At 33.4% G+C, this 12,618-nt stretch carries 13 protein-coding genes and 1 riboswitch; of the genes, 11 read left to right on the top strand and 2 right to left on the bottom strand.

The genetic code is table 11. The features are described from left to right. Window positions 1-137 precede the first annotated feature (137 nt). Window positions 138-316, top strand: a riboswitch (Lysine riboswitch). Window positions 317-402: 86 nt separating this feature from the next. From AST02_RS03595 to lysA, 8 genes are all read left to right on the top strand, one after another. Beyond that, window positions 403-1,605 carry an aspartate kinase gene (locus AST02_RS03595; RefSeq protein ID WP_069815670.1) on the top strand — a complete coding sequence of 401 codons (1,203 nt, stop codon included), beginning with the start codon at window positions 403-405 and terminating at the stop codon, window positions 1,603-1,605. Window positions 1,606-1,660: 55 nt separating this feature from the next. Beyond that, complete coding sequence (locus AST02_RS03590; protein WP_069815667.1) at window positions 1,661-2,650, top strand: aspartate-semialdehyde dehydrogenase; 990 nt, start codon at window positions 1,661-1,663, stop codon at window positions 2,648-2,650. Between the two features lies 1 nt (window position 2,651). Then, complete coding sequence (gene dapA, locus AST02_RS03585) at window positions 2,652-3,539, top strand: 4-hydroxy-tetrahydrodipicolinate synthase (RefSeq protein WP_046465306.1); 888 nt, start codon at window positions 2,652-2,654, stop codon at window positions 3,537-3,539. Beyond that, on the top strand, window positions 3,536-4,258 hold the full coding sequence (dapB, locus tag AST02_RS03580) for a 4-hydroxy-tetrahydrodipicolinate reductase (RefSeq protein WP_046465307.1): 723 nt from the start codon (window positions 3,536-3,538) through the stop codon (window positions 4,256-4,258). Before dapA ends, dapB begins: the two co-directional genes overlap by 4 nt. Before the next feature lie 22 nt (window positions 4,259-4,280). Then, complete coding sequence (dapD, locus tag AST02_RS03575) at window positions 4,281-5,000, top strand: 2,3,4,5-tetrahydropyridine-2,6-dicarboxylate N-acetyltransferase (protein ID WP_046465308.1); 720 nt, start codon at window positions 4,281-4,283, stop codon at window positions 4,998-5,000. Between the two features lie 299 nt (window positions 5,001-5,299). After that, window positions 5,300-6,457 (top strand): amidohydrolase, encoded by a 1,158-nt coding sequence (locus tag AST02_RS03570; protein WP_046465309.1) that lies wholly within the window; start codon window positions 5,300-5,302, stop codon window positions 6,455-6,457. Then, a complete protein-coding gene (locus tag AST02_RS03565; RefSeq protein WP_046465310.1) occupies window positions 6,454-7,527 on the top strand; it encodes an alanine racemase in 1,074 nt (357 codons plus the stop codon). The genes AST02_RS03570 and AST02_RS03565 overlap by 4 nt, the downstream gene beginning before the upstream one ends. 3 nt (window positions 7,528-7,530) lie before the next feature. Further along, entirely contained in the window at window positions 7,531-8,796 is a 1,266-nt protein-coding gene (gene lysA, locus AST02_RS03560; RefSeq protein WP_069815665.1) for a diaminopimelate decarboxylase, read from the top strand. 480 nt (window positions 8,797-9,276) lie between these two features. Here the strand turns inward: lysA and cspA are convergent, their stop codons facing one another. Together cspA and msaA are read right to left on the bottom strand one after the other, a co-directional pair. Continuing rightward, window positions 9,277-9,477 carry a cold shock protein CspA gene (gene cspA, locus AST02_RS03555; RefSeq protein ID WP_002507639.1) on the bottom strand — a complete coding sequence of 67 codons (201 nt, stop codon included), beginning with the start codon at window positions 9,475-9,477 and terminating at the stop codon, window positions 9,277-9,279. A 182-nt stretch (window positions 9,478-9,659) separates the two neighbouring features. After that, complete coding sequence (gene msaA, locus AST02_RS03550) at window positions 9,660-9,968, bottom strand: regulatory protein MsaA (protein ID WP_002507638.1); 309 nt, start codon at window positions 9,966-9,968, stop codon at window positions 9,660-9,662. Window positions 9,969-10,318: 350 nt separating this feature from the next. On the opposite strand from msaA, the gene AST02_RS03545 reads away from it, so the two are divergent. Genes AST02_RS03545 through AST02_RS03535 form a run of 3 tightly spaced genes read left to right on the top strand, consistent with a single transcriptional unit; the run spans window position 10,319 to window position 12,384 of the window. Further along, window positions 10,319-10,588, top strand: coding sequence for an acylphosphatase (locus AST02_RS03545; protein ID WP_046465312.1), 270 nt, complete (start codon window positions 10,319-10,321; stop codon window positions 10,586-10,588). Window positions 10,589-10,601: 13 nt separating this feature from the next. Next, on the top strand, window positions 10,602-11,222 hold the full coding sequence (locus tag AST02_RS03540; protein ID WP_046465313.1) for a 5-bromo-4-chloroindolyl phosphate hydrolysis family protein: 621 nt from the start codon (window positions 10,602-10,604) through the stop codon (window positions 11,220-11,222). 28 nt (window positions 11,223-11,250) lie between these two features. Beyond that, window positions 11,251-12,384 carry a toxic anion resistance protein gene (locus AST02_RS03535; protein ID WP_046465314.1) on the top strand — a complete coding sequence of 378 codons (1,134 nt, stop codon included), beginning with the start codon at window positions 11,251-11,253 and terminating at the stop codon, window positions 12,382-12,384. The last annotated feature ends 234 nt before the right edge of the window (window positions 12,385-12,618 follow it).

Here is a 12,618-nt window from a genome sequence, read left to right as displayed (position 1 = left end):
TATATTTACACTTATAACGTAAAATGTATAAATATAATGTTGTATTTTTCAGTAAATTTAAAAAACTTGATAAAAGCGGTTTACAGTACATATAAGCATATGTATAATATGAATCATAAACAAACAAAAATTAAATATGGTTTTGATGAGGCGCATCAATCATTAGTAAATATTAGAAGAACCTGCCTGCTAGCAGCTAATTTTGAAAGGGTGAGATGCCGAAATAGTTATAATAGCAGCTTATAACACGTTGGACTTTATGGTTAAGAGCTAAGAGTCTGTCATTATTGTAAGATAATGGAGTGCATCACTTGTATATAAATTATAGAACAAGTTCGCATCCCGAACTTGTTCTTTTTTTAATACTGTGATTCTCCCCTATTGATTGAGGAGGATATAGAATTGAACAGAAGTGTTTTGAAATTTGGAGGTTCTTCAGTAAGTGATTTTACAAAAATAAAAAATATAGCGGAAATGTTGAAAATGAGAGTTGATCAAGGTGAACAACTTATTGTTGTTGTTAGCGCCATGGGCAAGACCACAGATGAGCTTATGGCTAATGTCTCTGCATTGACTACAAGCCCTAAAGATCAAGAACTTGCACTATTATTAACAACCGGTGAACAACAGACAGTTTCTTACTTATCTATGGTTTTAAATGATATCGGGGTGAACGCCAAAGCGATGACCGGATATCAAGCGGGTATTAAGACAATTGGACATCATTTAAAAAGTCGAATAGCAGAAATTAACCCTGATACATTCGAAATCGCATTTACAGAAAATGATGTTTTAGTTGTTGCTGGTTTTCAAGGTATTAATGAATCACTTGAAGTAACGACATTAGGTCGAGGTGGTTCAGATACTACTGCTGTTGCCTTAGCTGCAAGTAATGACACGGCATGTGAGATTTACACCGATGTCGATGGTGTCTATGCTACAGATCCAAGATTATATAAAGATGCAAAACGGCTTGAATACGTTTCTTATGAAGAAATGATGGAAATGAGTGCATTAGGTGCAGGCGTATTAGAAACAAGAAGCGTCGAATTAGCAAATAACTATCATATCCCGCTTTATTTAGGAAGAACTTTATCAAATGTGAAAGGAACATGGATTATGTCACAAGCAGAATTATTAGAAAAAAAAGCAGTCACAGGTGTGGCGTTAGATACACATATGATGCACGTTACAATTAGTTATCCCCTACCAGATAATAGATTACTTACTGAGCTCTTTACTCAATTGGAAGAAGGTTCAGTTAATGTTGATATGATTTCTCAGATTATTAACTTGGAAGGATTACAAATGTCCTTTACTATTAAAGATACAGATGCTTTTCAGATTTCAACCATATTAGAAACTTTAAAAGAACAGTTTAATGCATTAGACTTCAAAATTAATGAAGCATACGTTAAAATCTCTTTAATTGGCTCTGGTATGCGTGATATTTCTGGTGTAGCTTCAAAAGCATTCATTACTTTAATTGAAAACGATATTTCATTTTATCAAACTACAACATCAGAAATAAGTATTTCATGTGTGATAGATGCTGAGAATGGCGAACGAGCTGTTCGAACCCTTTATCAAGCTTTTGATATCTGAATTTTCGGAATATAATTAAGATTTATTAAAATAATAAAAATGGAGTGTATGGTATATGACAAAATTAGCATTGGCAGGCGCAACAGGTTTAGTAGGAAGAAAAATGTTAGAAACAATAGATCGCAAAGGTGTGGCCTTTGATGAGTTAGTGTTGTTCTCTTCAGCTCGCTCAGCAGGTGAAAACATTGAATTTCAAGGTAAAAACTATACAGTTAGAGAATTAACAGAAGAAGCAGCTAAGGAATCATTTGATTATGTATTAATGAGTGCTGGTGGAAGTACAAGTGAACACTTCTCCCCTATTTTTGAACAAGCGGGTGCAATTGTCATTGATAATTCAAGTCAATGGAGAATGACTGAAGGTGTAGACTTAATCGTTCCAGAAGTTAACGAACCTGTATTAGATAGAAAAATTATTGCAAATCCAAATTGCTCAACAATACAATCAGTTGTACCACTTAAACCATTACAAGAGGAATTTGGTTTGAAACGTGTTGCATATACGACATACCAAGCAGTTTCGGGTTCTGGGGTAAAAGGGAAACAAGATTTAGCAGAGGGAGCAAATGGTAAGGCCCCTGAAGCATACCCTCACCCTATTTATAATAATGTATTACCTCATATTGATTCTTTCCTTGAAGATGGGTATACAAAAGAAGAACAAAAAATGATAGACGAAACACGTAAAATCTTAAAAGATGATGAATTGAAAGTTACAGCTACTTGTGTACGTGTGCCAGTTCAAGACAGTCATAGTGTACACATGAGTGTAACGTTAGAAAAAGAAGCTACAGTGAGTGCAATTCAAGAATTATTTGAAAATGATGACCGTGTGGTACTTGAAGATGATCCACAAAATAATGTATATCCATTAGCTATTAATTCTACAGACAGAGATGAAATATTTGTAGGACGTATTCGCCGTGATGAAACATTAGATAATACATTCCATGTATGGTGTACTTCTGACAACTTATTGAAAGGTGCGGCATTGAATGCAGTGCAAATACTTGAACAAGTTATGAGCTTGAAAGGAGTAAAATAATATGGGACATATTTTTGAAGGCGTAGGTGTCGCTCTAACAACACCTTTTACACACAATGAAGTAGATTATGATGCACTTAGAAGACATTTGAAATACTTAATTGAAAATGATGTGAAATCGATTGTTGTAAATGGTACTACAGCTGAGAATCCGGCATTAACTGATGACGAAAAAGATCAAATATTAGAAGTAGTCGTAAATTATGTAAATGGACGCATTCCTGTAATTGCTGGCACAGGTACGAATAACACCCAAAAATCAATTCAAGCTTCAGTTCGTGCTAAAGAAATTGGTGCAGATGCAATTATGCTAATCACGCCCTACTATAATAAGACGAATCAACGTGGTTTAATTGCTCATTTTACGAAAATAGCAGATGCGATTAAATTACCAGTCATATTATATAATGTGCCTTCTCGTACAAATATGACTATAGAACCAGATACTGTTGAAACTTTAAGTAAGAATGAATATATTATTGCATTAAAAGATGCGACCAACGATTTTGATTATTTAGAAGAAGTAAAAGCACGTATCAACTTAAATGACTTTACACTTTATAGTGGTAATGACGACAATGTAGTTGAGTATTTTAATAAAGGTGGACATGGTGTTATCTCAGTAGTAGCTAACGTGATTCCTAAATCTTTTCAAGCGTTATATGATGCTAAACAAAATGGAGAAGATATTGAAAAACAATTCCAACCGATTCAAAAATTGTTAGATGCATTAGCAGTTGATGTTAATCCTATTCCAGTGAAGGCACTCACAGCGGTAGAAGGCTTCGGAAATTACGAGGTGCGTTTACCACTTGTAACTTTAGAAGATGAAGACCGTCGAACATTAGAAAAAGCGTATGAACAATTTAAAGTAGGTGACAAAGTATGAAGATAGTATTAATAGGCTATGGTGCAATGAACCAACGTGTCGCAAGATTAGCTGAAGCAAAAGGACATGAAATAATTGGTGTTATTGTACGAGATGCTACCAAGGATTACCCGTACCCTACTTTTGAACGTATAGCAGATGCTAAAGAAGCAGATGTTGCAATTGATTTCTCCAACCCAGAACTGTTATTACCATTATTGGATGAAGACTTTAATTTACCATTAGTAATAGCAACGACTGGTGAAAAAGAAGAAATAATCAATAAACTTAAAGCATTAAGTGATCAAATGCCAGTCTTTTTCAGTGCGAATATGAGTTATGGTGTACATGCTTTAACAAAAATTTTAGAAGCAGCAGTGCCTCTATTACAAGATTTCGACATTGAACTTACGGAAGCACATCATAATAAAAAAGTGGATGCGCCAAGTGGTACATTAGTAAAATTATATGATGTGATTGATGACTTGCGAGAAAAATCTACACCGGTATATGACAGACATGAGCATACTGAAAAACGCACACAAGATGAAATTGGTATCCATTCCATTCGTGGCGGCACGATTGTAGGAGAACATGACGTGCTATTTGCTGGTACTGATGAGACAATAGAGATTACGCATCGAGCACAGTCAAAAGATATTTTTGCAAATGGTGCAATCGGTGCAGCAGAAAAATTAATCAACAAGGCAAATGATTATTATACATTTGATAACCTATAAAAACTAAGGAGCGTATTAAATTATGGTACAACATTTAACGGCAGAAGAAATTATTAAATATATAAGTGATGCAAAGAAATCTACACCCCTAAAGGTTTATATTAATGGGAATTTTGAAAATGTAACCTTCCCTGATAGTTTCAAAGTGTTTGGTTCACCTGATTCAAAAGTTATTTTCTGTGAAGCTGATGAATGGAAAACATTTTATGAAGCGAATCAATCTAGTATTGAAACTATAGAAGTTGAAATGGATCGTCGTAATTCGGCTATTCCATTAAAAGATTTAACTAACACAAATGCACGTATTGAACCAGGCGCTTTCATCCGTGAACAAGCTATTATTGAAGATGGCGCAGTGATTATGATGGGCGCAACAATTAATATTGGTGCTGTAGTTGGTGAAGGTACAATGGTAGATATGAATGCAACACTTGGCGGCCGTGCAACTACTGGTAAAAATGTACATGTTGGTGCAGGCTCAGTATTAGCTGGTGTCATTGAACCACCTAGTGCTTCACCAGTAGTAATCGAAGATGATGTACTTATTGGTGCGAATGCAGTTATTCTTGAAGGTGTTCGTGTTGGCAAAGGCTCTATTGTGGCTGCAGGTGCAATCGTAACGCAAGATGTGCCAGCTGGATCAGTTGTTGCAGGTACACCTGCTAAAGTGATTAAACAGACAAGTGAAGTTGAAGATTCGAAACGTGAAATCGTTTCAGCTTTAAGAAAATTGAATGACTAAAGCTTAATTTCATGCAATTTCCACTTTTACTAAGTTAGTTATGGTTCTAGAATAATCAGAACTATGCTTCTTAATATGAACATCCATAAATATTAATGTAGGAGGTTTAAGACGAGACAAGATGTAATTAATGATGGCGTTTATAACTTTTAAAAAGTTGCTATCCATTATACATTGATGAATCGGTCTTACCTCCTCATTTTTTTAATATTATGTTTTCGATTTTTTATACATATAAACAAAGTGCTTTAGATTAAAATCTGAAGTTAATTAATAAAACTAAAAGGATTTGATTTAAAATGAATGAATTAGAATTCGTAACAACACATAGACGTCATTTGCATCAAAACCCAGAGCTAAGTCTACATGAATATGAAACTACTACCTATATTGCTTCTTTCTTAGATGAATTAAGTATCAGTTATGAACGCCCTCTTGATACAGGGTTGGTTGCTTATTTACCTGGGAACGGTGAGCATACGATAGCTTATCGTGCAGATATTGATGCATTGCCTATTTTTGAAGAAAACGATGTAGCTTACAAAAGTTTAACAGATAATGTGATGCATGCTTGCGGACATGATGGGCACACTACTGCGTTAATGCTGTTTGTTAAACGATGTAAAGCGATGGCTGATCAAGGAACGTTACCGCAAAGTATCGTTTTTATATTTCAACCTGCTGAAGAAACAGGTGGCGGTGCAAATCGATTAATTCGTGCTGGTGCCTTTAAAAATTATGAAATTGAAGCAGTATTTGGTATTCATGTTATGCCCTTTGAAAATGAAGGTAAAGTTGTTATACGAGATGAAGAAATAACGGCAAGTGCTACTGAATATAGATTTTATCTAAATGGCCTTTCTAGTCATGTTGCGGATAAAGAACAAGGACATTCTTGTGGAGAAGCATTACAACATGTATTAAGCCAAGTAGGACAAATTCAACAATATCATTTGAACGGTTTAAAACGAAATATTGTCCATATGGGTCATTTTGAAGCTGGAGAAGCGATTAATACTGTCCCTAGTCATGGTTATCTAGAAGGTACAATCAGAACATATGATGTTCATGACTTAGAAATCGTGAAACAACAAATGGCCAAAATTGCTGAAAGTGTCAGCTTATTATTTAATGTAGAATGTGAAGTGAAGTTTGAAGAAGGTTACCCACCTACTTATAATGATCCATTACTACGTAAACATGTTGAACATGGATTGGAAAATGCAGATTTTGAAATTATTGATAAACCTACACCTTATTTATTTGGCGAAGATTTCAGCTTTTATAGTCAACTTGCGCCGAGTTATTTTGTATTTGTTGGTGTACGCGATGAGGAGAAGGGTTATGTAACTGGCTTACACACTTCTCATTTAAATTTCAATGAATATATGCTCATACGTATTGCAGATTATTATGAACAACTTCTAAAATCCTATAGTGAGGTGCGTGTACAATGACAGCCATTTGGTCAGTAGATACAGAGAAATTTTATGAAAATGCAGTAAATGTAGCGCAAGATAACCAACTCATGGCTGTAGTTAAAAATAATGCTTACCATTACGGTTTGGAATTTGCTGTTCAACAATTTAAAAAAGCTGGTATCCAAACTTTTAGTACAACTTCTTTGAGAGAAGCAATCCGAATTCGTAAACTTGCACCCGACGCTACGATATTTTTAATGAATGCAGTTTATGAATTCGATAAACTACGTGCCTATCATATTCAGATGACTTTACCTTCTCTAGACTTCTATTATGAACATGTAGAAGATTTATATGATATTCAAGTTCATTTAGAATATGAAAATTTATTACATCGTTCAGGATTGAAATCAATTGCAGAAATGAGAGAAGTCCTTATACATCATGCGCAAAATAAAAATGAACAGCGCATGATAATAACTGGCTTATGGACACACTTTGGATATGCAGACGAATTTGATGTTCCTGATTATGAAATTGAGCGAAAAGCATGGTTAGACGTTGTAGATACTTTATTGACTGAGGGCTATCAGTTTGATCTAATTCATGCTCAAAATAGTGCGAGTTATTATCGAGAAAATGGTGTTTTCCCCCATCATACACACGCACGTGTTGGCATTGCATTGTATGGTTCAAGACCATACAGTCATGTAGAGGAAACAGCAATTAAACAATCATTGACTGTTAAAGGTAATGTCATCCAAGTGCGTGAAGTTAATCAAGGAGATTATTGTGGGTATAGTTTTGCTTATGAAGCTACACAAGATGAAACAAGGTTAGCAGTCGTAGATGTTGGTTACGGCGATGGTATACTTAAATCAAGAGCACAACACGAAGCATTGATTAACGGTAAACGTTATCCTATACGTGCGTTAATGATGAGTCATATGTTTGTGGAAGTAGATAGCAATGTTCGTGCACAAGATGAAGTGATACTATATAATAACGATATACGCGTAGATGAGTTCACATTTAAAGGTGTGGGCGCGAATTCTGAACAATTAAGCGCGATGAATCATGACTCACTAATAAAGGAGTATAGATAAATTATGGTAGTAGAATACAATGATAAAGGAGAGCTTACAATTGGAGGTACAAGTCTTAAAACGATAGCACAAAGTTTTGGGACGCCTACGATTGTTTATGATGAAACGCAAATCAGAACACAAATGAGACGTTTTCATGAAGCTTTTCAAAAGAGCGGATTAAACTATAATATTTCATATGCTTCTAAAGCATTTACTTGTTTACAAATGGTTAAATTAGTAGAAGAAGAAGGACTCGAATTAGATGTAGTATCTGAAGGTGAATTATACACAGCATTAGCTGCTGGTTTTGATGCACAGCACATACATTTTCATGGTAATAATAAGACAAAACGTGAAATACAATATGCCTTAGAAAGTAAAGTGGGTTATATTGTGATTGACTCTTTAGAAGAAATTGATCTTATTAACCGTTATGCAAGTGAAGAAGTGAATGTAGTGTTAAGGTTAAATCCTGGAGTTGAAGCACATACACATGAATTTATTCAAACTGGACAAGAAGATAGTAAATTTGGCTTGTCTATCAAACATGGTTTGGCGATTGAAGGTGTCAAAAAAGTTAAAGATGCTAAGCGCTTAAATCTTAAAGGTGTTCACTTCCATGTAGGTTCGCAAATTGAAGGTACTGAAGCTATGATTGAAACTACTAAATTAGTTATCCAATGGCTGAAAGAAAATGACATTCAGATAGAATTGATCAATTTAGGTGGCGGCTTTAGTATTAAGTATGTCGAAGGTGATGTGAGCTTCCCTATCGAAGATGGTATTGCAGAAATAACTGAAGCAATTAAAACGATAGCACAAGAAGCTGATTACCCTATTCCAGAAATTGGTATTGAACCTGGACGTTCAATTGTAGGAGAAGCAGGTATTACTTTATATGAAGTAGGTACAATTAAAGATATTCCTAATGTGAATAAATATGTGTCAATCGATGGTGGCATGAGTGATCATATTCGTACCTCTCTTTATGATGCGAAGTATGAAGCTCTACTGGTTAATAGAAATGATCCAAAGGATGAAACTGTAACACTGGCAGGTAAATTATGTGAATCTGGAGATATTATTATCAAAGATGCACAATTACCAAGTACAGTTAAACGTGGCGATTATTTAGCTATTTTATCAACTGGTGCTTATCATTATTCAATGGCATCAAATTATAACCAAATGCAGAAACCGTCCGTATTTTTCTTGAAAGATGGAAAAGCAAGAGAAGTTATTAAGCGTCAATCATTACGTCAATTAATCATTAATGATACAAAATAAATGACTATATAAGAAAAAAGGTTGCTAGCTATTCCCTACTGGGCATGCTAACAACCTTTTTTAATGTTTTTAAAATGGTGTTTTAAGCGTGTTAAACAAACAATATAAAGTTCTGGGTTAATTGGTCATGATTATAATTGAAAGCTCTTTAAATGCCTATATTGAATGAATATATGTATATTGCACACATTAAGAAAGCCTAACTCGATTTCATCGACGAAAATAAAGGATTACATGCTTGTCGCACGCATTAAGTCGCCCTAACATAATTAAAATGTAATCTAAGAAGCATTAGCGGATTACATGCTTGTCGCAAGAATTAAGAAAGCCTAACTCGATTTCATCGACGGAAATAGAGGATTACATGCTTGTCGCATGCATTAAGGCGCCCTAACATATTTAAAATGTAAAGGCACCTATATATAAAAAAAGAACCTTTGACAAGGTTCTTTTTAAATAAAGTCAATATAGAAATCTATATTATAGTTTAGCAACGTTTGCAGCTTGAGGACCGCGGTCGCCTTCAACTACTTCAAATTCAACTGATTGACCTTCTTCTAATGATTTGTATCCTTCTTGGTTAATTGCTGAGAAGTGTACGAACACGTCGTTTTCTCCTTCAACTTCGATAAAACCAAAACCTTTTTCGGCGTTAAACCATTTTACTGTACCTTGTTTCATAACTGTGAAACCTCCAAGACTAATATTCATTCAATATGCGTTATTCGCATATTACAAAAAATACAATTTCACAGTTCAAGTCTGTTAGTACAATATTCTTTGCAATATGGAATAAAACTATTGCTTGACTAACAGTATAAAGCAATTTAAATAAAATTGCAATACAAATCTGAATAAACTGTTTATTCAACAATAGGTAATTTATAATATACTTCATTATTATTTAAAACAATAAAACTATAGAATATTTGTAAATCTTCATCGCAATCTTCACAAAATCCTAAATCGCAATTATTATAAAACGCATGAATATTATATTTTCCAACTAAATAGTTATCATAATCTTTTTTACATTTTAAAATGATTGATTGATATTGGCTTAACATCTCGTTATAAGTCTCAAAATTATGTTGTTCTACGATATGATCAGTCCAGTCACTAAATAACCACCAGCCTTCATAGTCAGCCCGAATTTTTGCAACTGTCCACATTTCATTTCACCCTTTCATAGTCAGCTCAAAAATATTTTCAAAACATTTAAATAGCGTGTTCTAAATTTTAAGCTTAATAGAACAAGTTGATTATACTTATGTATGGTCTTCATACATCCACTCTAAATAAAATCCCCCACGGTTATAAATAGATATGAATAGAACTAGTTATATACTTTATATAATTTAATTAGAGTCGCACAATTTGTCTATGTGTAATATTTTAACTAGATAATATACAAAATCAAGTTATCTGACTCATACTTTTGGCCTATATACATACGTTGCTCAAACGTAAATATTAGTTTTGTGGCCTAAAATTTCGTATAATACTACTAAGAGGTGATAATATGCAGTGCAAACACGTTAAAGTATTTGGAATGGTGCAAGGTGTAGGTTTCCGATACTATACACAGAAGATAGCTAGAAAGTATAATATTGTAGGCACAGTTGAAAATATTGATAATTATGTTGATATTTATGCGCAAGGAAATGAAAAAGCATTAACTCCATTTTTAAATGCAGTTATAGACGGTGCGTCACCTGCCTCGCATGTTGAAGATTATACTATAGAAGAATTGAATATTGATGAATCATTAAAGGATTTTAAAACTATATAAAGGAAGATGAAGTTTGAGATATACTATTTCACGTATTTTTGGGACAATCATAGCTTTTCCAGTAGCAGTTATCGCATGGTTTACTAGTGTTTTTGCTCTTGATATTTATGTTATATTTGATTTTCTTATTTCTGCGGTAACGTTCTTGGCAATTTACTTCCCTACTCAACGTTTAACTTCTAGAAAATATTTAAATGAAATTGGTCTATCACGTCGTGATTATCATTTTGTAAATAGTCAGTTAAACAATGCACAAGATAAGATTAGAAGAATTTTGAAAACATTTGTAAATGTGAGATCGATTAAAGATTTTAGACAAGTGAATGAAATATACCGAATTTCTCGCGCAATTTATTTTGCAGTGAAACAACAACCAGGTTCATTTTTCAAAGTAGAAGGTTTCTTCTATTCACATATTGATAATGCATTAAATTTAATTGAAGCATATACAAGATTATCTAAGTCACCTAAAAAATCTAAAGAAGAAAAACAAAAATTAGAACAAACAAGAATTACTTTAGACGAAGTGAAAAGAACTTTAGTTGCTGACTTGAAGAGAATTAATAACGAAGACTATAGCCAGTTAGATATAGAGATGGAATTAAACAAAATGGAACAAAAAAGAAATAAATAACATAGAATTAAGAATGGAGAGAAATTGAATGGCTAAAGAACAAGACTTTTTAAGTTCACATCCATTGGACAAATATATTGATGAACAGTCAGCTAATCAAAATGAAATAATCAATAATAAAACGCAATATACTCAAGAGGAACAACAAAAAATCGATAAGTTGAGCGAACAAATAAAGCCAATGGATAATGATGGTTTACTGAATTATGGTACACAAGCACAATCAAATATGTCACAGTTCTCACACCGTATTTTAAATGAAGTTAACACAACAGATGTTGGCCCTGTGGGTGAGTCTCTGAATGGTTTAATGAGTAAATTAAAGTCAGTTAATCCTGAAGAACTTAATCCAGAAAACCAATCTAAGTTGAAACGCATATTTAAACGTACGAAAGCATCTGTTAATGAAATCTTTTCTAAAATGCAATCTGTAGGTTCACAGATTGATCGTATCTCTATTGAGTTAGATAAGCATAAAAATAACTTAAAAAAAGATATAGACATGTTAGATGAATTATACAATATGAATAAAGATTATTTTGAAGAATTGTCTTTATATATTGAAGCAGCTAAAAAGAAACAGCATGCACTTCAACAGACTGAAGTACCTAAACTAAGAACACAAGCAAAAACGACAGGTAACCAAATGGATGTGCAAGCAGCATCTGATATGGAACAATTTATAGATCGTTTAGATAAACGAATTTATGATTTGCAGTTATCAAGACAGATTGCAATTCAAACAGCACCTCAAATACGTATGATTCAAAACGTAAACCAAGCACTTGCTGAGAAAATTCAAAGTTCAATTTTAACGAGTATTCCATTATGGAAAAACCAAATGTCTATTGCATTAACATTGATGAGACAACGTAATGCTGTGTCAGCTCAAAAGGCAGTTACAGATACTACAAATGATTTACTATTAAAAAACTCTGAATTATTAAAACAAAACGCGTTAGAAACAGCTACTGAAAATGAACGTGGTGTCGTTGATATCGAGACACTCAAAACAACACAAAATGATATTATTGAAACAATTGAACAGACACTTCAAATCCAAGAACAAGGCCGTACTAAACGTAAACAAGCAGAAACAGAATTAAATCAACTTGAATCAGAATTACAAAATCAATTGTTAGATATGAAAGATAATAAATAAAGTTTTATGAACAAATAAAGTAGATGGAGTCGGGACAGAAAATCAAATTTTGATTTCTCCCCGCCCCATCTACTTTTTCTATTTAAAATCTGTACAATTATATAAATTAATACAAAAAATAAGACGCTTTCGTATAATAAAGTTAATCTAACATAACTTTAAAACGAGAAGTAGGATTAGCATGAATGGCAATAAATATAAGGATAATAGTAGCTCATCGAGCTACAAAAATAG

It is taken from the genome of Staphylococcus equorum (assembly GCF_001747895.1).
Lineage (GTDB): Bacteria > Bacillota > Bacilli > Staphylococcales > Staphylococcaceae > Staphylococcus > Staphylococcus equorum_A.
This window is presented reverse-complemented; position numbering and strand designations above follow the sequence as displayed.

Coding starts and splice junctions, on each gene's coding strand:
- lysA (WP_069815665.1), top strand. CDS start 7,531: ATGGTAGTAGAATACAATGATAAAGGAGAGCTTACAATTGGAGGTACA.
- AST02_RS03565 (WP_046465310.1), top strand. CDS start 6,454: ATGACAGCCATTTGGTCAGTAGATACAGAGAAATTTTATGAAAATGCA.
- msaA (WP_002507638.1), bottom strand. CDS start 9,968: ATGTGGACAGTTGCAAAAATTCGGGCTGACTATGAAGGCTGGTGGTTA.
- AST02_RS03570 (WP_046465309.1), top strand. CDS start 5,300: ATGAATGAATTAGAATTCGTAACAACACATAGACGTCATTTGCATCAA.
- cspA (WP_002507639.1), bottom strand. CDS start 9,477: ATGAAACAAGGTACAGTAAAATGGTTTAACGCCGAAAAAGGTTTTGGT.
- dapA (WP_046465306.1), top strand. CDS start 2,652: ATGGGACATATTTTTGAAGGCGTAGGTGTCGCTCTAACAACACCTTTT.
- AST02_RS03545 (WP_046465312.1), top strand. CDS start 10,319: ATGCAGTGCAAACACGTTAAAGTATTTGGAATGGTGCAAGGTGTAGGT.
- dapB (WP_046465307.1), top strand. CDS start 3,536: ATGAAGATAGTATTAATAGGCTATGGTGCAATGAACCAACGTGTCGCA.
- dapD (WP_046465308.1), top strand. CDS start 4,281: ATGGTACAACATTTAACGGCAGAAGAAATTATTAAATATATAAGTGAT.
- AST02_RS03590 (WP_069815667.1), top strand. CDS start 1,661: ATGACAAAATTAGCATTGGCAGGCGCAACAGGTTTAGTAGGAAGAAAA.
- AST02_RS03535 (WP_046465314.1), top strand. CDS start 11,251: ATGGCTAAAGAACAAGACTTTTTAAGTTCACATCCATTGGACAAATAT.